Origin of the sequence: Mesorhizobium australicum WSM2073, assembly GCF_000230995.2 — a bacterium.
Taxonomy (GTDB): Bacteria; Pseudomonadota; Alphaproteobacteria; order Rhizobiales; family Rhizobiaceae; genus Mesorhizobium; species Mesorhizobium australicum.
The window spans coordinates 5156184-5177675 of sequence record NC_019973.1 but is presented as its reverse complement, the minus strand read 5'-3'; the positions used below and the strand labels follow the sequence as shown (position 1 = coordinate 5177675).

Annotated in this window: 24 protein-coding genes; 16 read left to right on the top strand and 8 right to left on the bottom strand. The window is 62.4% G+C overall.

Features of this window, described 5'->3' with window-relative positions; genetic code table 11:
• Positions 1-101: 101 nt before the first annotated feature.
• Positions 102-1514, bottom strand: a complete 1413-nt coding sequence (gene tldD, locus MESAU_RS24945; RefSeq protein ID WP_015318799.1) for a metalloprotease TldD — start codon at positions 1512-1514, stop codon at positions 102-104.
• Positions 1515-1685: 171 nt separating this feature from the next.
• The gene (locus tag MESAU_RS24940; RefSeq protein WP_015318798.1) at positions 1686-2246 is read right to left on the bottom strand and encodes an invasion associated locus B family protein; all 561 of its coding nucleotides are present in this window, start codon (positions 2244-2246) and stop codon (positions 1686-1688) included.
• A 378-nt stretch (positions 2247-2624) separates the two neighbouring features.
• On the opposite strand from MESAU_RS24940, the gene coxB reads away from it, so the two are divergent.
• From coxB to MESAU_RS24870, 14 genes are all read left to right on the top strand, one after another.
• Complete coding sequence (gene coxB / locus MESAU_RS24935; protein WP_015318797.1) at positions 2625-3491, top strand: cytochrome c oxidase subunit II; 867 nt, start codon at positions 2625-2627, stop codon at positions 3489-3491.
• Positions 3492-3529: 38 nt separating this feature from the next.
• Positions 3530-5182: a cytochrome c oxidase subunit I gene (gene ctaD, locus MESAU_RS24930; protein ID WP_015318796.1), complete on the top strand. Its 1653-nt coding sequence runs from the start codon at positions 3530-3532 to the stop codon at positions 5180-5182.
• A gap of 75 nt (positions 5183-5257) precedes the next feature.
• On the top strand, positions 5258-6202 hold the full coding sequence (locus MESAU_RS24925; protein WP_015318795.1) for a heme o synthase: 945 nt from the start codon (positions 5258-5260) through the stop codon (positions 6200-6202).
• Positions 6203-6204: 2 nt separating this feature from the next.
• On the top strand, positions 6205-6366 hold the full coding sequence (locus tag MESAU_RS24920; RefSeq protein ID WP_015318794.1) for a hypothetical protein: 162 nt from the start codon (positions 6205-6207) through the stop codon (positions 6364-6366).
• On the top strand, positions 6366-6998 hold the full coding sequence (locus MESAU_RS24915) for a cytochrome c oxidase assembly protein (protein WP_015318793.1): 633 nt from the start codon (positions 6366-6368) through the stop codon (positions 6996-6998). The genes MESAU_RS24920 and MESAU_RS24915 overlap by 1 nt, the downstream gene beginning before the upstream one ends.
• A 1-nt stretch (position 6999) precedes the next feature.
• Positions 7000-7881 carry a cytochrome c oxidase subunit 3 gene (locus tag MESAU_RS24910; RefSeq protein ID WP_015318792.1) on the top strand — a complete coding sequence of 294 codons (882 nt, stop codon included), beginning with the start codon at positions 7000-7002 and terminating at the stop codon, positions 7879-7881.
• Between the two features lie 330 nt (positions 7882-8211).
• Entirely contained in the window at positions 8212-8598 is a 387-nt protein-coding gene (locus MESAU_RS24905) for a DUF983 domain-containing protein (RefSeq protein ID WP_015318791.1), read from the top strand.
• Positions 8595-9350, top strand: coding sequence for an SURF1 family protein (locus MESAU_RS24900; protein WP_015318790.1), 756 nt, complete (start codon positions 8595-8597; stop codon positions 9348-9350). Before MESAU_RS24905 ends, MESAU_RS24900 begins: the two co-directional genes overlap by 4 nt.
• Positions 9351-9438: 88 nt before the next feature.
• On the top strand, positions 9439-10449 hold the full coding sequence (ispH, locus tag MESAU_RS24895; protein WP_015318789.1) for a 4-hydroxy-3-methylbut-2-enyl diphosphate reductase: 1011 nt from the start codon (positions 9439-9441) through the stop codon (positions 10447-10449).
• Positions 10450-10455: 6 nt separating this feature from the next.
• Positions 10456-11433 carry a homoserine kinase gene (locus MESAU_RS24890; protein WP_015318788.1) on the top strand — a complete coding sequence of 326 codons (978 nt, stop codon included), beginning with the start codon at positions 10456-10458 and terminating at the stop codon, positions 11431-11433.
• On the top strand, positions 11430-11963 hold the full coding sequence (rnhA, locus tag MESAU_RS24885) for a ribonuclease HI (protein ID WP_015318787.1): 534 nt from the start codon (positions 11430-11432) through the stop codon (positions 11961-11963). The genes MESAU_RS24890 and rnhA overlap by 4 nt, the downstream gene beginning before the upstream one ends.
• 44 nt (positions 11964-12007) lie before the next feature.
• The gene (locus MESAU_RS24880; RefSeq protein ID WP_015318786.1) at positions 12008-12583 is read left to right on the top strand and encodes a histidine phosphatase family protein; all 576 of its coding nucleotides are present in this window, start codon (positions 12008-12010) and stop codon (positions 12581-12583) included.
• 122 nt (positions 12584-12705) lie between these two features.
• Positions 12706-12987, top strand: a complete 282-nt coding sequence (locus MESAU_RS24875; protein ID WP_041163894.1) for a ribbon-helix-helix domain-containing protein — start codon at positions 12706-12708, stop codon at positions 12985-12987.
• The gene (locus tag MESAU_RS24870) at positions 12977-13288 is read left to right on the top strand and encodes a type II toxin-antitoxin system RelE/ParE family toxin (RefSeq protein WP_015318784.1); all 312 of its coding nucleotides are present in this window, start codon (positions 12977-12979) and stop codon (positions 13286-13288) included. The genes MESAU_RS24875 and MESAU_RS24870 overlap by 11 nt, the downstream gene beginning before the upstream one ends.
• 8 nt (positions 13289-13296) lie before the next feature.
• Here MESAU_RS24870 and MESAU_RS24865 read toward each other — a convergent pair whose 3' ends face one another.
• From MESAU_RS24865 to MESAU_RS24855, 3 genes are all read right to left on the bottom strand, one after another.
• The gene (locus MESAU_RS24865) at positions 13297-13773 is read right to left on the bottom strand and encodes a DUF2938 domain-containing protein (protein ID WP_015318783.1); all 477 of its coding nucleotides are present in this window, start codon (positions 13771-13773) and stop codon (positions 13297-13299) included.
• Between the two features lie 92 nt (positions 13774-13865).
• Positions 13866-14348, bottom strand: a complete 483-nt coding sequence (locus MESAU_RS24860; protein WP_015318782.1) for a peroxiredoxin — start codon at positions 14346-14348, stop codon at positions 13866-13868.
• A 75-nt stretch (positions 14349-14423) separates the two neighbouring features.
• Positions 14424-15230: a protein-disulfide reductase DsbD domain-containing protein gene (locus MESAU_RS24855; RefSeq protein WP_015318781.1), complete on the bottom strand. Its 807-nt coding sequence runs from the start codon at positions 15228-15230 to the stop codon at positions 14424-14426.
• 172 nt (positions 15231-15402) lie between these two features.
• Between MESAU_RS24855 and MESAU_RS24850 the strand changes: the two genes are divergently transcribed.
• The gene (locus MESAU_RS24850) at positions 15403-16011 is read left to right on the top strand and encodes a YqgE/AlgH family protein (RefSeq protein WP_015318780.1); all 609 of its coding nucleotides are present in this window, start codon (positions 15403-15405) and stop codon (positions 16009-16011) included.
• Between the two features lie 153 nt (positions 16012-16164).
• Here MESAU_RS24850 and MESAU_RS24845 read toward each other — a convergent pair whose 3' ends face one another.
• Positions 16165-16956 carry an MBL fold metallo-hydrolase gene (locus MESAU_RS24845; RefSeq protein ID WP_015318779.1) on the bottom strand — a complete coding sequence of 264 codons (792 nt, stop codon included), beginning with the start codon at positions 16954-16956 and terminating at the stop codon, positions 16165-16167.
• Between the two features lie 98 nt (positions 16957-17054).
• On the opposite strand from MESAU_RS24845, the gene MESAU_RS24840 reads away from it, so the two are divergent.
• On the top strand, positions 17055-17945 hold the full coding sequence (locus MESAU_RS24840; protein WP_015318778.1) for a LysR family transcriptional regulator: 891 nt from the start codon (positions 17055-17057) through the stop codon (positions 17943-17945).
• A 49-nt stretch (positions 17946-17994) separates the two neighbouring features.
• Here MESAU_RS24840 and MESAU_RS24835 read toward each other — a convergent pair whose 3' ends face one another.
• Together MESAU_RS24835 and MESAU_RS24830 are read right to left on the bottom strand one after the other, a co-directional pair.
• A complete protein-coding gene (locus MESAU_RS24835; RefSeq protein ID WP_015318777.1) occupies positions 17995-20883 on the bottom strand; it encodes an EAL domain-containing protein in 2889 nt (962 codons plus the stop codon).
• A 3-nt stretch (positions 20884-20886) separates the two neighbouring features.
• The gene (locus MESAU_RS24830; protein ID WP_015318776.1) at positions 20887-21483 is read right to left on the bottom strand and encodes a GNAT family N-acetyltransferase; all 597 of its coding nucleotides are present in this window, start codon (positions 21481-21483) and stop codon (positions 20887-20889) included.
• Between the last annotated feature and the right edge of the window lie 9 nt (positions 21484-21492).

Below are 21492 nucleotides of genomic sequence, written 5' to 3'. Positions count from 1 at the left end.
CCCTGTCAGGCCGGCCCCTGTCAGATGACAATGGGCATGGTGGAGGGCGCCTGCATCCGGAAACGTCACGGCGGGTGATGACACCGGAACGGCACCGATTTTCAAACCCGCGTGCCGCCGACCGTCATCTGGTTCATCCTGAGATGCGGCTGGCCGACGCCGACGGGTACGCCCTGGCCGGCCTTGCCGCACATGCCGATGCCATTGTCGAGCTTCATGTCGTTGCCGACCATCGAGACGCGGTGCATGGCATCAGGCCCGTTGCCGATCAGCATCGCGCCTTTGATCGGCTGCGTCACCTTGCCGTTCTCGATCATGTAGGCCTCGGTGCAGCCGAACACGAATTTGCCCGACGTGATGTCGACCTGGCCACCGCCGAAGGAGACGGCGTAGATGCCGTTCTTGACGGAGGCGATGATTTCGTCCGGCTCCATGTCGCCCGAGGTCATGTAAGTGTTGGTCATGCGCGGCATCGGCTGGTGCGCATAGCCTTCTCGCCGGCCATTGCCGGTGGCTTTCATGCCCATCAGCCGGGCATTCTGCCGGTCCTGCATGTAGCCGACCAGTTTGCCGTCCTCGATCAAGACGTTGCGGGCCGAAGGCGTGCCTTCGTCGTCGACGGTGAGTGAGCCGCGCCGCTCTGGGATGGTGCCGTCGTCGACGACCGTCACCCCCTTGGCGGCCACCTGCTGCCCCATCAGGCCGGCGAACGCCGACGTCTTCTTGCGGTTGAAATCGCCTTCAAGACCATGACCGACGGCTTCGTGCAGCATCACGCCCGGCCAGCCATTGGATAGCACGATGTCGAAAGTGCCTGCCGGGGCCGGGATTGCCTCCAGGTTGACCACCGCTTGCCGGAGTGCCTCGCTGGCGGCGTGCTTCCAACTATCCTCGATCAGGAATTCGCCGAATGCCTTGCGCCCGCCCATGCCATAGGAGCCGCTTTCCTGGCGGTCGCCGTCGCCGACGACGACCGAGACGTTGACGCGGACCATCGGCCTGATATCGCGCACTATCTGGCCGTCGGCACGAACGATCTCGACATGCTGCCAGGATGCGGCGATCGAGGCCGTTACCTGGCGCACGCGTGGATCCTCGGCGCGCAGCCAGGCGTCGATTTCTTGCAGCAGCTTCGCCTTGGCCTCGAAGGAAGGCGAGGGGATCGGGTTCTCGTCGCCGTAGAGATGGCGGTTGGTACGGGCGGGGGCTGCCGCAAGCGTGCCGGAATAGCCACCCTTGACGGTCGAGACTGCTTCGGCCGCGCGCAGCAGCGACGCCTCGGACAGGTCGCTGGAATGAGCGTAGCCGCTGGCTTCGCCGGCGACGGCCCGCAGGCCAAAGCCCTGGTCGGTGTTGAAATTGGCGGTCTTCAGCTTGCCATTGTCGAACATCAGCGCTTCGCTCTCGCTGTATTCGAGGAAAAGCTCGCCGTCGTCGGCGCCCTTGATGGTGTCTGCGACGATCTGCTTGATGCGGTCGTCTGAAATGTCGAATTGGCCGATCAGGCTGTTCATGGCGCGTCCGTCCGTGGGATGTTTGCTTTCCCCCGATGTAGGCGTGAAGCCGCGCCCGCACAATCGGCAATGAGGAATCGGCGCCGACGAATGATTCGTTCGCTGAACGCAAGGCATGCGTCTGGGGTCGGCAAAAGCCGCGTCCAGGCCTGGTTCAGCGCGAAGCCGCGATCAGGGCAGAGCGGCGAAGCCTTCGGCGAAACCCTTGAGGTCGACGGGAATGCCGATACCCTCTTCCGGGGTCTGGAAAACGATGAATGTTGCCGACGTACCGGTCTTCAGCGTGTCGAGCAGCGGCTTTTCGAGAATGACCTCGGCATAACAGCCGTCCTGGAAGCAGCGCACGAAATAGGCGCGGCCAATGTCCTTGCCGTCGACGTTGAGCCCGAGGCCGTTCGGCAACAGCACGCCGAGCGGCGCCAGCACGCGCAGGATCTCGGCCTTGTTGTCGGCGGTGCGCAGCACGACGACCGAAAGCCCCATTTCTGGACGATCCTCGGCGACGACGTTCTGCATCATCACGCATTGTTCCGAGGTGGCACCGGCCGGCGTGTCGCAGATGATCGACCATGCGCCATGGGTCGAGCGCACCGTGCCGCTTGGCTGGGCAGCATTGGCGTTGCCGGCGATGGACAGACCGGCCGCGCACAGGACCGCGAGAAACAGGGCGTTTGCCAAGGTTCTCGAAAGGCCCAGTCGCGTATGCCTCAGTCTCGAAAGCCAAGAGTTCATGACGGCTCCATTGCGAATCACGGCACTTTAAGCCGCGCCAATGCCAAGTAAAGGACGAGACCGTGGCCGAACTGTCCCTAAAAAGGCAATGCGGCGCTTTTCCTTGCCAAATTCGCCTGAATTACGACGCTTTGCGGGTGTCGCCGGCACAAGGCGTGCGGCCCGCCGAACATACGCGATTCGCCACTACGGCCATTGCCCCGGAAGAGCCACGTCAGCTTGCGCGCAAAAATGCCGCACGGTTTCGACCGCTCCTTTCTTGCGGAGGGAAAAAGAGTATGGTTTGAACCAGCTTGAGACTGTCCGGGATTCCCGTCCCGGCATTGTTCGTTATTCTCGCGGGCACAGCCGGTGAGAGACTGGGAGACGAAGAGGGCGATGAGAAAATTCCTAGCGAGCACCGGTGCTGCTGCCACGTTCCTCGCCTGCGGATCCGCTTATGCGGACCAGCCCAGGCCGTGGGAGACCGGCTTCCAGGCGCCTGCGACCGACATGATGCGGCAGATCGAGTGGTTCGGAAACTACACGATGTGGTTTATCATCCCGGTCACGGTCCTTGTGCTGTTTCTGCTGATCTACTGCATCGTCAAATTCCGCGCGAGCGCCAATCCGACCCCGTCCAAGACCAGCCACAACACGCTGATCGAGGTGATCTGGACCATCGGCCCTGTCGTCATCCTGCTTTGCCTCGCCATCCCCTCGTTCCAACTCCTGACTGCCCAGTATACGCCGCCGGAAGAGGCGAAGCTGACCGTCAAGGCAACCGGCAACCAGTGGAACTGGGATTACGAATACCAGACCGACAACACGCTCGCCTTCAATTCGGCCATCCTTCAGGATGGCGATCGTGCCAAGGCCGGCAAGGAGGATCGCGCGGTCTATCCGCGCCTGCTCGCCGTCGACAACGAGCTGGTCGTGCCGGTCAACACGATGACCCGTGTGCTTGTCACCGCGACCGACGTGATCCATTCCTTTGCCGTGCCGTCCTTTGGCATCAAGATCGACGCCGTTCCCGGCCGCACCAACGAGACCTGGTTCAAGGCGGAGAAAGAAGGCCTCTATTACGGTCAGTGCTCGCAGCTCTGCGGCAAGGACCATGCCTTCATGCCGATCGCCGTTCGTGTGGTGTCGGACACGCAGTTCAAGACCTGGCTGGCCGCGGCCAAGACCGATCTGCCAGGTGCCAACAAGACGCTCATGGCCGAGGTCGATGGCCAGAACAAGGTAGCGGCCGCCGGCAACTGATGTCGCGGGTTAGCAAGATTTAGGGAACGGAGCGGAACATGGCAGACGCTGCAGCTCACGACGGGCACGACCACAAGCCGTATCATGGCTGGGTGCGCTGGGTTTATTCGACCAACCACAAGGATATCGGTACGCTCTACCTGATCTTCGCGATCATGGCCGGCATAATCGGCGGCGCGCTTTCGGTCGCCATCCGCATGGAGCTGCAGGAGCCTGGCATCCAGATCTTCAGCGGTCTTGCGCAGATGGTCTATGGCATGAACGGCGACGCCGCGATCGACGGCGGCAAGAGCATGTACAATGCGTTTGCCACCGCGCACGCGCTGATCATGATTTTCTTCATGGTCATGCCGGCCCTGATCGGCGGTTTCGCCAACTGGATGGTGCCGATCATGATCGGTGCTCCCGATATGGCGTTCCCGCGCATGAACAACATCTCATTCTGGCTGCTGCCGCCGGCGTTCATCCTGTTGCTCACCTCGATGTTCGTGCCGAGTGCGCCTGGCGCCTTTGGCGTGGGCGGCGGCTGGACGCTCTATCCGCCGCTGTCAACTTCGGGCCAGCCCGGACCGGCCATGGATCTGGCGATCCTGTCGATCCACATCGCCGGCGCCTCCTCGATCCTCGGCGCCATCAACTTCATCACCACCATCTTCAACATGCGTGCCCCCGGCATGACGCTGCACAAGATGCCGCTGTTTGCCTGGTCGGTGCTGGTCACCGCCTTCCTGCTCTTGCTGTCGCTGCCGGTTCTGGCCGGCGGCATCACCATGCTGCTCACCGACCGCAACTTCGGCACGACCTTCTTCGCGCCTGACGGTGGTGGTGACCCGATCCTGTTCCAGCACCTGTTCTGGTTCTTCGGTCACCCGGAAGTCTACATCCTGATCTTGCCGGGCTTCGGCATCATCAGCCATATCGTCTCGACCTTCTCGAGGAAGCCGGTATTCGGTTACCTCGGGATGGCCTACGCCATGGTCGCGATCGGCGCGGTCGGCTTCATCGTCTGGGCGCACCATATGTATACGACGGGCCTGTCGCTCGATACGCAGCGCTACTTCGTCTTCGCCACCATGGTCATCGCGGTGCCGACAGGCGTGAAGATCTTTTCCTGGATCGCAACCATGTGGGGCGGATCGATCTCGTTCAAGCCGCCGATGCTGTGGGCGCTGGGCTTCATCTTCCTGTTCACCATCGGTGGCGTCACCGGTGTCCAGCTGGCCAATGCCGGCCTCGACCGGTCGCTGCATGACACCTATTTCGTCATTGCCCACTTCCACTACGTACTGTCGCTGGGCGCGGTGTTCGCCATCTTCGCCGGCTGGTACTACTGGTTCCCGAAGATGACCGGCTACATGTACTCGCCCGTCATCGCCAACACCCATTTTTGGGTCATGTTCGTCGGCGTGAACCTGATCTTTTTCCCGCAGCATTTCCTCGGCCTCGCCGGTATGCCGCGCCGCACCATCGACTATCCTGACGCGTTTGCGGGCTGGAACATGGTTTCGTCCTACGGTTCGTATATTTCGGCCGTCGGTGTGGTGATCTTCCTCTATGGCGTGTTCGAAGCCTTCCAGAAGAAGCGGATCGCCGGCGCCAACCCGTGGGGTGAGGGTGCTACCACGCTCGAATGGCAGCTGCCTTCGCCGCCGCCGTTCCACCAGTGGGAGCAGCTGCCGAAGATCAAATAAGGCGGCTCCCGCTCGAATACAAAACCGCCGGCCCGCCGGCGGTTTTGGCCAACGGAATGATGGACTTGAGTACGCATGGCCCTAGTCGACAAAACCAGCATTGACGAAGCGGGCTTCCGTATGTCGGAAGCTACGGCGGGCGATTTCTTCGCCCTGCTGAAGCCGCGCGTCATGTCGCTGGTGGTGTTCACCGCCTTTGTCGGACTGGTCGCGGCACCGATGACCATCAATCCGCTGCTGGCGGTGATCGCCATCCTGGCCATTGCGATTGGGGCCGGCGCCTCTGGCGCGCTCAACATGTGGTACGACGCCGACATCGACGCGGTGATGACCAGGACCGCTAGCCGCCCGGTGCCTTCCGGCCGGATCCAGCCGCACGAGGCGCTGAGCTTCGGCCTGGTGTTGTCGGTGCTGTCGGTGATGACGCTGGGCGTGTTGGTCAACTGGTTGTCGGCGACGCTGCTGGCCTTCACCATCTTCTTCTATGCCGTGGTCTACACGATGTGGCTGAAACGCTCGACACCGCAGAACATTGTCATTGGCGGTGCAGCGGGCGCCATCCCGCCGGTTATCGGCTGGGCCGCGGTGACCGGGTCGGTCAGCCTCGAAAGCATCATCCTGTTCCTGATCATTTTCCTGTGGACGCCGCCGCATTTCTGGGCGCTCGCGCTGTTCAAGTCCGAGGACTATGGCCGCGCCGGCATCCCGATGATGCCCAACGTCGCCGGCCATGCATCGACCCGCCGTCAGATTTTCGCCTACGCGCTGGTGCTGGCCCCGGTCGGCGTGCTGCCCTGGCTGCTCGGCTATACGACGCCGTTCTACGGCGTGGCCGCCTTGCTGTTGGGGGCTGGTTTCGTCTGGTATGCGTGGAAAGTGCTTGGCATCGCCGACGATGACCGCGTCATGAAGCCGGCCAAGGCCCTGTTCGCCTATTCGCTGCTCTATCTCTTCGCAATCTTCGCCGCCTATCTGGCTGACAGTGTCGTCGAACGCGCGCTTGCCATGGGTGGGGCATGACCATGGCCGAGAAAGAACTCGAAACGGTCACCTTGACCGATCGCCAGAAGAAGGCCCAGCGCAGCCGTTCCATCGCCATCGGCGTGGCGCTGGCGGTGCTGGTCGTGATCTTCTACATCGCGACAATCGTGAAGTTCGGCCACAATTTGTCGGGCTCGATGTGATGAGCGCCGAGACGTCCAAGAAGACGGTAGGCAAGACCGGCAACCGCGTTGTCGCGGTTGTCTGCCTTGCTTTCTTCACCGGCATGATCGGCATGGCCTATGCAGCCGTGCCGCTCTACAAGATGTTTTGCCAGGCGACCGGCTATGGCGGCACGACGCAACGTGCCGAGAAGCAATATGCCGGCCGCGTGCTCGATCGCGAGATCACCGTTCGTTTCGACGCCAACATCGCCGGCGTGCCATGGGAGTTCCAGCCGGTCCAGCGCTCGATGACCATGAAGATCGGGCAGACCGTCCAGGCGCATTATCAGGCGACCAACAAGTTCGATCGCCCCGTCACCGGCCGCGCAACCTTCAACGTGCAGCCGGAACTGGCGGGTCCGTACTTCAACAAGGTCGAATGCTTCTGCTTCACCGATACGACGCTGAAGCCGGGCGAGACGCTGGACATGCCGGTCCTGTTCTATGTGGACCCCGACATCGTGAATGTGCCGGAACTGAAGGACGTGAAGACGATCACCCTGTCCTATACGATGTTCCCGGTCGAGAAGACCAAGCCGGTGGCGTCGTCCGGGCCGGCCCAGGGCAATAGCAAGACAGTTTCAGATACCGAAGGAAATCTCGGGGGTTGATATGGCAGACGCGCACGCAAAACCACACCATGACTACCATCTCGTCGACCCGAGCCCGTGGCCCTTCCTGGGATCGGTAGGGGCGCTTGTCACCGCTTTTGGCGGTGTCTGCCTCATGGAATACCTGAAAGGCGGCTCCTTCCCGATCTTCGGCGTCAACATCGCCAATCCGTGGCTGTTCTTCATCGGCATTGTGATCGTGCTGTACACCATGTTCGCCTGGTGGTCGGACACGATCAAGGAAGCGCATGAAGGCCACCATACGCGCGTCGTGTCGCTGCATCTGCGCTACGGCATGATCATGTTCATCGCCTCGGAGGTGATGTTCTTCGTTGCCTGGTTCTGGGCCTATTTCGATGCCAGCCTTTTTGCCGGTGAGGTGCAGAACTATGCGCGCCACACGTTTACCGGTGGTGTCTGGCCGCCGAAGGGCATGGAGGTTCTCGATCCCTTCCATTTGCCGCTCTACAACACCATCATCCTGCTGCTGTCGGGCACCACGGTCACCTGGGCGCACCACTCGCTCATCCATGGCGACCGCAAGGGCCTGATCAACGGCCTGGTGCTGACCGTCGGGCTTGGCATGCTGTTCACCATGGTGCAGGCTTACGAGTACATGCACGCGCCGTTCGGCTTCAAGGATTCCATCTACGGCGCCACCTTCTTCATGGCGACCGGCTTCCATGGCTTCCATGTCATCATCGGCACCATCTTCCTGCTGGTCTGCCTGATCCGGGCGATGAAGGGCGACTTCACCCCCAAGCAGCATTTCGGCTTCGAGGCGGCCGCCTGGTATTGGCACTTCGTTGACGTGGTCTGGCTGTTCCTGTTCGCCTCGATCTACGTCTGGGGATCGGTCGGCGCGGTGATCGAAGGCCACTGATCCAGCCTTTTGAGTTTCAATTTCGGGAAGGCGGCCGCGGCGACGTGGCCGCCTTTCTTCTTTTCGGCGCAAGGATCGCCAATCGATGAAAGATGCGGCTGACTTCAATTTGCGCATTTTAACGTCTTGGCATTCCGGCTCTTGCCCGAGAAGGTCTTGCGCGTCGAGGAGGCGAAGCGGCTTCAGCTAGTGGGGCTGGCTGCTTCAATTGGTCGACTGGACCGATGACTGCATTGGGGTTACGGAGTCCGATATGGACAAATCTGGGCGATGGTGGCCGATGGGACGCCGATCGAGATCGAGCAATAGCCATGAATTACGGCACTACGCATGAGTGAAGACAAGGCGATCTGGCCTCCGATCGATCCGATTTCGGCCGGCCTGCACGGCCGCTGCCCGCGTTGCGGCGAGGGGCGGCTGTTTTCCGGCTTTCTCACCGTCGGCAAGCGCTGCGTCAATTGCGGCCTCGACTATTCCTACGCCGATGCCGGCGATGGACCGGCGGTGTTCGTCATCCTGATCATCGGCTTCATCATCGTCGGTCTGGCGCTCTGGGTCGAGGTGACGCTGAGCCCGCCGCTCTGGCTGCATCTGCTGATATGGATCCCACTGGCCCTGGTGCTGTGTCTCACGGCGCTTCGGTTGATCAAGGGCGTGCTGCTCACCCTGCAATACAGCAACAAAGCAGCCGAGGGTCGGCTGGATCGCGGCGAATGAGCGAAGCGTCCCTGAAAGACCGCGGCCATTCGCGGCCACGATCGGCACTGTTGTTCGTCCTTGGCCTTGTGTTGTTCTTGATGCTGCTGGCGCTGGGCACCTGGCAGGTCCAGCGCCTGCACTGGAAGGAAGGCCTGCTGCAGACCATCGACCAGCGCACCCATTCGGCGCCACGACCGCTTTCCGAGGTCGAGAAGGAATTCGCCTCGACCGGCGACGTCGACTACACGCCGGTCACTGTCACCGGCACTTTCCTGCATTCCGGCGAGCGGCATTTCTACGCGACCTGGGAAGGGGATGCCGGCTTCAATGTCTATACGCCGCTGGCCCTCGACGATGGCCGTTTCGTCCTGATCAACCGCGGCTTTGTTCCCTACGACCTCAAGGATGCGGCGAAGCGCGCCAAGGGACAGGTAACGGGCAGGGTCACGGTCACCGGGCTTGCCCGCAACCCGCTGCCGGCAAAGCCCTCCATGATGCTTCCCGACAATGACGTGGGGAAGAACATCTTCTACTGGAAGGACCGCGACGTCATGGCCGCGAGCGCCGGCCTGCCGGCTGGGTTCACCTTGGTGCCGATCTTCATCGATGCCGACAAGACGCCAAATCCCGGCGGCCTTCCGGTCGGGGGTGTCACCATCATCGACCTGCCGAACAGCCATCTGCAATATGCCGTCACCTGGTACGGGCTTGCCGCGGCACTCGCCGCGGTGCTTGTCCTCCGGCTTCGCCGGCCCGCGAAAGAGGAATGAACGCAAGCGACGCCTCTCTTTCCACCGATACCCTTGACAGGGCAGGGGTAGGCACCTCATTTCGGCGCTGACCAACCGGCAGGATTTGATGCTTCACACAATCGCCAAGCCTCCTCTGACGATCCGGCTCTGCCAGCCGCGCGGTTTTTGCGCGGGCGTGGACCGTGCCATCCAGATCGTCGTGCTGGCGCTGAAAAAGTATGGCGCCCCGGTCTATGTCCGCCACGAGATCGTCCACAACCGCTATGTCGTCGAGGGGCTGCAGAGCCTTGGGGCCGTCTTCATAGAGGAACTTTCCGAAATCCCGGCCGAACATCGGCAGTCGCCGGTCGTCTTCTCCGCGCACGGTGTGCCCAAGTCCGTGCCGGCGGATGCGCAGGCGCGCAACCTGTTCTATCTCGACGCAACCTGTCCGCTGGTCTCCAAGGTCCACAAGCAGGCGATGCGTCACCAGCGGCTTGGCCGCCATGTGCTGTTGATCGGTCATGCTGGGCACCCCGAGGTGATCGGCACAATGGGGCAGTTGCCGGAAGGCGCGGTAACGCTGATCGAGACCGAAGCCGACGCAGCCCGGCTTGTACCGGCCGATCCAAAAGCACTTGGTTTCGTCACCCAGACCACGCTCTCGGTCGAGGATACCGCCGGCATCATCCGCGCGTTGCAGGAGCGCTTTCCGGACCTGCAGGCGCCGGCGGCGGAATCGATCTGCTACGCCACCACCAACCGCCAGGAAGCGGTCAAGGACACCGCCCCGGGTGCTGATCTCTATCTGATCGTCGGCGCCCCCAATTCCTCGAATTCGCGCCGCCTTGTCGAAGTTGCGGAACGGGCAGGTGCCTCGATGTCGCTTCTCGTGCAGCGCGCCGCTGAAATTCCGTGGAATGATATCGGCACCATTTCGACGCTCGGCCTGTCGGCGGGAGCATCGGCGCCGGAGATCATCGTCGACGAGATCATCGACGCGTTCCGCCAGCGTTTCGACGTCACCATCGACCTGGCTGTCACGGCCACCGAAACAGAGGATTTTCCGGTCATGCGGGTACTGCGCGATGTCGAACTGACGCCGGCCGACATGGCCTTCGTCAATGGGACCGCGTGAACGGCCATGGCGGTCTATACCGACGTTGCGGAGGGCGAACTCGGCGCTTTCCTGAAGCACTACCCGGTCGGCGATCTCCTATCCTACAAGGGCATCGCCGAAGGCACCGAGAATTCGAACTTCCTGCTGCACACCTCGAGCGGCTCCTACATCCTGACGCTCTATGAAAAGCGGGTCGAAAAGGCGGATTTGCCGTTTTTCCTCGGGCTAATGGGCCATCTCGCCAGCAAGGGGGTGTCCTGCCCGCTGCCGGTGACCGCGCATGACGGCAGCGTCATCGGCACGCTGGCCGGCCGGCCGGCCGTGATCATCACCTTTCTCGAAGGACTTTCGCTGCGGCGACCGGCCGCAACGCATTGCGCCGAGGTCGGCAAGGCGCTGGCGGCGCTGCACCTGGCCGGCGCCGACTTTCCGATGACGCGTCCGAACGCGCTCGCCCTCGACGGCTGGCGCAAGCTTTGGGATGCGTCTCGCGGCCGCGCCGACGAGGTCGAGCCGGGCCTTGCGGCCGAGGTCGATGCCGACTTTGCCGATTTCGCGCGGAACTGGCCCAAGGGCCTCCCCGAGGGCATCATTCATGCCGATCTGTTCCCGGACAATGTCTTTTTCCTGGGCGAGAAGCTTTCGGGGCTGATCGATTTCTATTTCGCCTGTGACGATCTCTATGCCTATGATGTCGCCACCTGCCTCAACGCCTGGTGTTTCGAGAAGGATTTTTCCTTCAACCTTACCAAGGGCAAGGCACTGCTTGCCGGTTATCAAAGCGTGCGCCCCCTGAGCGATGACGAGAAAGCGGCGCTGCCGATGCTGGCGCGCGGTTCGGCGCTACGCTTCATGCTGACCCGGCTTTACGACTGGCTGACCGTCCCCGATGGCGGACTGGTGATGAAACGCGACCCGTCCGAATATATCCGAAGGATGCGGTTCCACCGGGCGATCAGATTTCCTTCGGAATATGGATTGGCCGAAAACGGGGTGTCATGAGCAAGCAGGTTGAAATCTTTACCGATGGCGCCTGTTCGGGCAATCCCGGCCCCGGCGGCTGGGGCGCCATCCTGCGCTTCAACGGCACCACCAAGGAACTCTTCGGCGGCGAGGCCGAAACCACCAACAACCGCATGGAATTGCTGGCGGCCATTTCGGCGCTGAATGCGTTGAAGGAGCCTTGCACGGTCGAGCTTCATACCGACAGCAAATACGTCATGGACGGAATTTCCAAATGGATCCATGGCTGGAAGAAGAATGGCTGGAAGACCGCCGACAAGAAGCCGGTCAAGAACGGCGAACTCTGGCAGGCGCTGGACGAGGCCAACCGGCGCCACAAGGTCACCTGGAACTGGGTGAAGGGCCATGCCGGCCACATCGAGAACGAGCGCGCCGACGAACTGGCAAGGGAAGGCATGGCGCCGTTCAAGAAAGGGCCTTTCAGGCCGGTAGTGTCGGCGCCAAAGCCGGATGTCCAGGCAAAGCAGCCGCTGGCCCCGAAGGCGCGTCGTTCGACCCAGAGCTATTGAGCTTCTGGCATTCGCTGCGCCCGGCCGACAGGAGAATTTCTGTTATGCCGATCGCCTATTACATCACCCATCCTCAGGTTCAGATCGACGCCAGCGTGCCCGTGCCGGATTGGGGTCTATCCGACATCGGTCGTGCCAGGGCGCATGCAATGCTGAACCAGCCGTGGATCGCATCGATCGGGCGTGTGGTGTCGTCGGGCGAACGCAAGGCCGTTGAAACCGCCGAGGTGCTCGGGCGGCACCTCGACCTTGCGGTGCAGGTGAGGGAACGGATGCATGAGAACGACCGGTCGGCGACGGGTTTCCTGCCGCCTCCGGAGTTCGAGGCGGTCGCCGACCGGTTCTTCGCCAATCCGCACGAAAGCATTCGTGGCTGGGAGCGGGCCATCGACGCACAGCAGCGCATCGTGAGCGAGGTCGAGGCCGTCCTCGGTGCCGGCGGCAGCAACATCGCCCTTGTCGGACATGGCGGTGTCGGTACGCTCCTGCTACTGTCGCTCAGCGGCAGGCAAATCAGCCGCGAAGCCGATCAGCTGGCGGGCGGCGGCAACTATTTCGCCTTCGATACCCACACGCGCCAAATTATTCATGGATGGCGACCGATCGACAGGCTGTCCTGATCGGCGTACCGCAGCCGTACTCGTAGCGCAAGGACAGGCTCTTCTCGCGACATCGCAGTTGCTCGAGGATGTGGATGGGAGTAATATTTCCCACTATCGAGCAATGCAAGAGAGGACGCAGCGTGGCGAACGTTGAAAAAATGAGCGTGGCTGTGACCCCACAACAGGCAGCCCTGATGCGCGAGGCCGTGGAGGCGGGCGAGTATGCCACTGCAAGCGAGATCGTGCGTGAAGCGATGCGGGATTGGCTGGCCAAGCGCGAACTGCGGCATGACGATGTTCGTCGGCTGAGACGGTTGTGGGATGAAGGCAAGGCAAGCGGGAGACCGGAGCCTGTGGATTTCGACGTGTTGCGAAAGGAAGCTCGGCGAGAGCTGACGGAAGCCTCGCGGAATGGCCGTTAGGCTAGTCTGGTCACCCGCGGCCAAGGCTGACCTCATCGACATCTATGTGACGATAGGCAGCGAAAACATACGGGCGGCCGATCGTTACTACGATCAGTTAGAAGCGCGGGCCATGCAGCTGGCAGACCAGCCGCGCATGGGTGTCAGGCGACCGGATATCAGGCCTTCCGCACGAATGCTGGTGGAGGCGCCTTTTGTACTGCTCTACGAAACGATTCCAAACACGGACGATGGCCCGGTGGAGTGGGTTGAAATCGTCCGTGTGGTCGACGGGCGGCGGGATCTGAACAGTCTGTTCTAGCTAGCTGTCTACCGGATCAGCAGCGCCGTACCGTAGAGCCCGAGCGCGAACACCGTGTGCGAGACCAGATTGAGCGCCCGGATCCGCATCGGATTTGGCCGCTTCGAGGCCGCCCAGCCGGCGCCCATGCCTGGCGCCAGCAGGAACCAGCCGGCGCCGACGGTAACGATGCCGAGGATGAAGGCCGGCAGGAAGGTCGGCGCGGCCAGCCAGCCCGCGCCCGCCAGCATCACCAGGATGATGCCGTAGGCGATGCCGACAAAGTAATGGAAGGCCCAGCCCAGCGCTTGCTCATATGCGTAGGGCGCCGCATCGCCGATATCGTCGTGAAACACCCTGTCGCGGAGGTGCCAGACCCAGCGCCCGACCGGCCCCCAGTTCGGGCGTGGCTGGCCGAACGCCTTGTGCAGGAAGAAGGCCCAGAGATCCATCAGGACGGTCGCGCCGACGCCGATCGCGACAGCGCGCCAGAAGATGTCAAACATCGTAGGATCCCCCCGAAAACCGGCAATTTGGAGCGCGGCTGCTTGTCAGGCGAGGCCGGCCATGGCGGCCTCGCCTGATTGGCCGTCGAAGTTCAGAGCTGGCCGAGAATATGAGCCGCGCCGGACTCGTCGACACCGGGTTTGGTCTCGACATTGAGCGCGGTAACCTTGCCGTCGTCGATGATCATCGAAAACCGCTTCGAACGCAGGCCCATGCCGCCACCGGAGTAGTCCGCGTCAAGACCGACCGCCTTGGCGAAATCGCCATTGCCGTCGGCGAGGAACAGGATCTTGCCTTCGCCGCCGGTGAAGCGCGCCCAGGCGCCCATGACGTGGACGTCGTTGACCGAAACGACGGCGATGGTGTCGACGCCGCGCGCCAGGATCGCGTCATGGTTCTCGAGATAGCCGGGCAGGTGGTTGTTGCTGCAGGTCGGCGTGAAGGCGCCGGGAACGCCGAACAGCACCACTTTCTTGCCCGGAAAAATCTCGGCCGACGTGATCGGCTTGGCGCCGTCCGCGGTCATGGTCTTGAAGGTCGCCTCGGGCAGCTTGTCGCCAACGGAGATGGTCATGAGTTCCTCGCTTGGAATAGGGAAAGACGCGTGCTTGCGTAACGAACTCGGCGGCTTCCTGCAACCATCGCGGCATCAAGGGAAAGGCAGCAACCCTTCGACCGCGCCCGCCGAACTCGTCAACGTGTAGTGAAGCCCGCCGTCGGTCGGCGTCGTCGAAGGGCGATCGAGGATCGGCACGGTGAAGATCAGCTTGCCGTCCTTTTCCGAGCGGGAAGGTGTGCCGAACATATAGTCGCGTTCGCCGGCAACGAAGAAATCCGCTGCCTGCGGATCGCCAGGAAAACTTGCCTCGACAACCAGCGTCTCGTGATCGCCGGGCAGCACCTTGATGCCGAAGTCAGGCTTTGCCGCAGCCGGCAGTGCGGTGAAACTCGCCTTCACCAGCGCCGCGTCGTCGGCATTATCGGGATCGGAAGCGGGGTCGACGCTCAGCCGTGTCTGCACGGGGATGCAGATAGATTCGCAAATGCCGAGAAAGACGTCGGCATCGATCACCGCCGGCTGGTTCGGCGCCGCCAGCGTGAACGTCACGGGCAAGGAAACCGGATAATTGTAACCGGCCCATTTGCCATAGCCATCATCGTGGCGCTGCGGCGCGGGAAAAGACAGCGTCGCATCGGCTATATTGGTGCTGGCCGAAACGTCGAGCTGCGGCGGCACACCTGCATCGCCCGGGTCGCGCCAATAAGTCTTCCAGCCGGGTTTGAGCGCGATATCGAGAACACCGTATATGCGGCCGGCGTCGTCCGGCTTGCCTGATGTCACCAGCCGCACCTTGCCGCCTTCGCTGTTGTACCAGGCGGATGAGGAGGCGCTGGCGGGGAGGGCGGCCGCCAATCCAATGGCGGCGCCGAGCAACAGGATTTTCAAGCTTTGCATGGCGGTGATTTGATCGTCCCTTCGTGGCCGCGCAATGATTTCATGGCCGTGCTGATATCATATTTGCGTGACCTTTGCGGGCAAGCCAAGGCCGGACTCGCAATATGAGCTTTGGTCGAATCCGCTACGGCGCATCTTTTCGGCGCCGGGGAAACGCGTTACCTTCCCTGGCATGGATTTGTTGCGCCACAAAAAGACAGCCGCCGGCCGCGGCTTTCTCGACGATCAGTTCCTGATTGCCATGCCTGGTATGAAGGACGACCGTTTCACGCGCTCGGTCATCTACATCTGCGCCCATAGCGATGAAGGCGCGATGGGCCTGATCATCAACCAGACGCAGCAGATGCTGTTCCCGGACCTTCTGGTACAGCTCGGCATCATGAACGAGCAGGAGGCGATCCGCCTGCCGGCACAGGCGCGCGATTTCGTCGTGCGCAATGGCGGGCCTGTCGACCGCAGCCGGGGCTTCGTCCTGCATTCGGGCGACTACCGTGTGGATTCCTCGCTCACCGTTTCCGACGACATCTGCCTGACCGCGACCGTCGACATACTGCGGGCGATATCGTCAGGGCGCGGGCCGCGCCGCGCGCTCATGGCGCTCGGTTATTCCGGCTGGGGCGCCGGCCAGTTGGAAACCGAGATCGCCGAGAATGGCTGGTTGACCTGCCCGGCGACGCCGGAATTGCTGTTCGATGCCGACATCGAACGCAAATACGACCGGATTCTCGCCTCCATCGGCATCGATCTCGCCCATCTCAGCCTGGCCGCCGGGCACGCTTGAGCCTCGTCTTTGCCGGCCAGGGCCCGTTCGCCAGGTAAGGCGCAGCCGGAACGCTGCGCCGTTAGCGCAATCTCATCCCATGGCGGTGCGCGAGAGCTGTTCAGGCTTGGAATTGCGTAAACAGGCGAAACCGCGTGTCCGGCTTGTTATCCGCTATGCCGGCTCATAGCCGTACGCTCCGTCCTCACGCATCACGCGGCCGATGCCCGGCCAGCCAAGGTGCGCTCCGGCGATCCATGTTCCAGCCTCGGCCGCGTCGCGGAAAACCTTCTGGCGCGTTGCGCGTGCGATCGCTTGGTCGTCGTCATAGCCCCAACTCAACGCGGGATTGCCAAACTGCAAGGCCGGCACATGAACGATGTCCCCGAAGAACAGGAAGCGGGCCTCGTTCGTGTCGAAAGCGTAGCCGATGTGACCGGGAGCATGACCCGGCAGGGCAACTGCTCTCAATCGCTCGGCCACCTGGTCGCCATTCCGCACGGGCTTCAACAAGGATCTGAACCGCGCAAGGTTTGTTTCGGCGAGAAAGCTCTCCACAGCCTCCTCGGCGATTACGATCGCTTTCAAATTCGGAAAGAGGACCCGGTCGTCCGGCGTCAAAAGCCCGTACACATGATCCTGGTGGGCATGGGTGAGCGCCAAGACCGTGATCGAGGCAGGATCGATGCTGGCTTCGACCAGGGTTTGATCGAGGCGTCCTGTTGTTGAGGCCCAGCCGCCTCCTCCACTGTCGATCAGAATGCCGTCAACGCCTGGACCCGCGAGGGCAAAGCAATTGACGGACAGGCGGAGCGCCCCTGCCTGCGCGACTTGCGGCACCGGTTTGTTGCGCGGGCCGCGCAGAAGGTCCGCCGACATCTCGATATAGCCGTCCGAGAGCGACCAGACCCGCCAGGCGCCGGCGGTGCAGCCGAGGACGTTATCGCTGCGGAATGTTACGATCATAGAGTACCTCAATCTGCCGTTGCCGATCAAAGCTAGGACAGAGTCACCTATGAGGATAGGCCTGTTGCACAGCAAGGCCTCATGAGTGATACTCATGAATGATGAGAAGCGAACTGAACGAACTCGCCGCGTTCGCGATGGTCGCCCGGGAACGAAGCTTTACACGAGCCGCGGCAAAACTAGGCGTGTCTCAATCTGCGCTGAGCCACACTATCCGTGGGCTCGAGCAGCGGCTCGAGCTACGGCTTTTGGCTCGAACGACGAAGAGCGTCGCGCCAACAGCCGCAGGGGCCGCTCTCTTGAAAGACCTGTCTCCGGCGCTTGAGCAAATCGCTGCTGCCCTTGACGGAGCGCGAAGCCTCAGGCGGCGCCCTGCGGGGCGCCTTCGAATTGTGATGTCACGCTCGGCCGCCGTAATGGTGCTGCTGCCACGGCTCGCGGCATTCGCGCAGGCCTACCCCGATATCGTTCTCGACGTTGTCACCACGACAGGCCCTGTAGACCTCGTTGCCGGCGAGTTCGATGCCGGTATCCAGCTCGGCGAATATATTCAGAAAGATCTGATCGCGGTACGCGTCACGCCGGAGTTGCGGCTGGCTGTGGTGGGATCGCCTGGTTATTTCTCATCACGAAGAATCCCGCAAAAGCCGAGGGATCTCAGGGATCATCAATGCATAGCCCTGCGTCTTCCAGGCGGTCCATCTCGGTGGGAGTTCGAGCGTGCGAGAAAGTCGGTCACGATCAACGCCAGCGGCTCGCTCATAATCGACGATACTCACCTGGTGATTCAGGCGGCGCTCGCCGGCGTTGGTCTCGGTCTCGCCTATGAAGAGCAAGTCGCGCAGTATATCGCGGAGCGACGGCTTGTCCGCGTCCTGGAGGAATGGACGCCGCCAATCCCAGGCTTTTTCCTGTTTTATCCCAGTCGTCAGCTCCAGCCAGCGGCGCTGTCAGCACTGGTCAATGCGCTGCGACTCTCGCAACAATAGTGGTGCATGTCGTTGTTCCGGAACCGAGGACACTTCCGGGTGACATGCATTAGGCCTGCGTGAGCGGATACTGCTCCTTCAACGTCTTCAGCACCTGCTCACCCGGCATCGGCGCGCCGAACATGAAGCTCTGGACATATTCGCATCCCATCTGGCGCAGCTCCAGCGCATCGCGCTCGTCTGATATGCCCTCAGCGACCACCGAAAGGCCGAGCTCATGCGCCATGTTGACCATGGATTTGAGCAACACCGCGCGTTTTGGCGTGCTGTCGTCGACGAAGCTCTTGTCGATCTTGATGGTGTCGAACGGGAACCGCGTCAGATAGGCGAGCGATGAATAGCCGGTGCCGAAATCGTCCAGCGACAGGCCGATGCCGAGCTGCTTGAGCTTGGTCAGCACATGGGCCGTCTGCTCGGGATTGTCCATGACCAGCGACTCGGTCAGTTCGAGCCGGAAGCAGCGCGGCTTCAAATTGGCGCGCGCGATCACGGAACGCACGTCGCTGACCAGGTCGCGGCGGATGAGCTGGCGGCTGGACAGGTTGACCGACACCGACAGCGGCGCGTCGCCGATCTGCTTTTGCCATCCTGCCAGATCCTCAGCCGCCTGCTGCATGGCAAACAGCCCAAGCTGCACGATCAGCCCGCAGCTTTCCGCGACCGGGATGAAATCGGCCGGCGGGATCATGCCGCGGCGCGGATGGTCCCAGCGCAGCAGGGCCTCGAAGCCGGCGACACTGCCATCCTCGAGCCGCACGATCGGCTGGTAGGCCAGCGTGAATTCGCGCCGCTCGATGGCGCGCCGCAGATCGGATTCGAACTGCAGGCGATCGGTGCCGACGGTGCGGAACGCCGGGCGGAACGGCTCGATCCTGTCGCCGCCGAAACGCTTGGCCTGGTGCATGGCGAGCTCGGCGTCCTTGACCATGTCCTCGGCCGAGGTTTGCGCCGAGGTCCAGGTGATCAGGCCGATCGAGGCGGTCAGCACGATTTCGCGCTTGGCAAAGGTGATCGGATTGTTGATCGCATGCTTGATCGCATCGGCCACGCCGGCGATGCGGGCAGGGTCCTGCTCGGACAAAAGCATCAGGGCGAACTGGTCGCCGGCGAAGCGCGACAGCGAATCTTTCGGCTTCAACAGCCGGTGCAGACGGCGCGCTATGGTGAGCAGGATGGTGTCGCCGGCCGAGATGCCGAGCCCGTCATTGACCTGCTTGAAGCGGTCGATATCGATGACGAAGACGGTCGGCCGCACCTTCTCTTCGGTGCGGGCGATCGAAATGATCGCCTCCAGCCGGTTCATGAACAATTCGCGGTTCGGCAGGCCGGTCAGATTGTCGTGCACGGCGTCGTGCAGCAGCCGTTCCTCGGATTTCTTCTGTTCGGTGACGTCGACCATGGTACCGACGCAGCGGATGACCTCGCCGTCCGATCCGATGACGGGTCGTGCGCGCAGGGCAAACCAGTGATAGTGCCCATCGGCGCCACGCAGGCGGAAATTCTGCGACACCCGGCCGCGGCGATGTTCCAGCACCACATCGAGCGTGGTGCGGAATGTGTCGCGGTCGTCGGCATGCAACACCGGCAGCCAGTTGCGGGCGGCACCACCCAGGCTGTTGGGCGCAAGGCCGAGCTGGATGCTGACGTCGGGTTTGGTCACCACGCGGTCGCGCAGCACGTCCCAATCCCACACCGTATCGCCCGATCCCGCGACCGCCAGCGCCTGCCGCTCGAGGTCGGAGAATAGCCCCTGATGCAGCGCACCGCCAGCAAAGGCGTGCTGCATGACGGTGAAGCCGATCAGCAGGATGATCAGGATCAAGCCGCCGCCAAGTGCCGGCTGGGCGATGTCGTTATCGAGCATGCCGGTGATCGCCATCCACGATCCGCATAACCACAACAGCACCATGACCCAGCTGGGCACCAGCATGATCGCTCGGTCATAACCACGAATACCGAGGAAGATGATCAAGCCGAGCCCGGTCAGTGCGGTCGCGGCAAACGAGATGCGGGCGATGCCGGCGGCGACCGCCGGATCGACGATTGCGACACCGGCGATCAGCAGCAGCCCCAGAATCCAGACCAGCGCGCCATAGCTGAAATGGCCGTGCCACCGGTTGAGGTTGAGATAGGCAAACAGGAACACCACGAAAGTCGCCGCCAGCGCCACCTCGGTGCCAGCCCGCCACATCTGCTCGTTGCCTGGCGATATCTCGATGACCTTGTTGAGGAAGCCGAAATCGACACAGATATAGGCAAGCACCGCCCAGGCGAGGGCCGCCGTCGCCGGGAACATCGACGTCCCCTTGACCACGAACAGGATGGTCAGGAACAGCGCCAGAAGGCCGGCGATACCGATGACGATGCCGCGAAACAGCGTGTAGGAATTGACCGAATCCTTGTAGGATTCCGGATCCCAGAGGTAGACCTGCGGCAGCTTCGGCGAGGCGAGTTCGGCGATGAAGGTGATCACCGTGCCGGGGTTCAGCGTCACCCGGAACACGTCGGCGTCGGGGCTGGTCTGGCGGTCGAGCGCGAAGCCTTCGCTGGGCGTGATGGCGGCGATGCGCGTAGAACCCAGATCCGGCCAGAAGATGCCGGAATTGACCAGCCGGAAGTGCGGCGCCACGATCAGCCTGTCGAGTTGCTGGTCGGTGGTGTTGGCGAGCGCGAAGACAGCCCAGTCGCCGGTCGAACGGGCATCGTTGGCTTCGACCTCGATCCGCCGCACGATGCCGTCCGGCCCGGGCGCGGTCGACACCTGGAAGTTCTCACCCTGGTTGCGGTAGATTTCGACGGCGCGCGAAAGATCGAGCGCGACATCGTCGCGGGCGATCTTGATCGGTTCTACGGCAAAGGCCGACGAAGCCGCGCACAGCGTCAGCATCGTCGCCAGAAGAAAGGCGAACAGCGGCCCGTTTCGCAGGGAATTCGTCAAAAATCAGTCCTTCGTTCCAGCGCCCGGCGGATCGTCGGCGATCCGGGCGTAGAGGTAGTGATCCTGCCAGATGCCGTTGATCCTGAGATAGGATCGCAGAAGTCCTTCGCGCCGGAATCCGGCTTTTTCAAGCACGCGGATCGACCTGATATTGTCGGGAATACAGGCGGCTTCGATCCGGTGCAACCTCAGCGTATCGAAGGCGAAGCGGGCCACCACCTTGACCGCGTCTGTCATCAGGCCGCGGCCGCCGAAGCGCTCGCCGATCCAGTAGCCGACATGGCCGCTTTGCGAGACGCCGTGGCGTATGTTGCCGAGCGTAATGCCGCCCGCGAGCTTGCCGCTCGACTTCTCGAAGATGAAGAAGGCGATCGCGGTTCCCTGTGCGTAGTCCTCGCGATAGCGGCTGATGCGCAGGCGCCATGCCGTGCGGTCGAGTTCGTCCGGGCTCCAGCGCGGCTCCCATGGCTCCAGGAACGCCCGGCTTTCGCCGCGCACCGCCGACCACTCGCGGTAGTCGTTGGCGAACGGCACGCGCAGCGTGACGAGGTTGCCCTTCAGTGCCGGCAGGTCACGGCGAAAGAAAGGGAGCGCGAACACGGCGCTTGG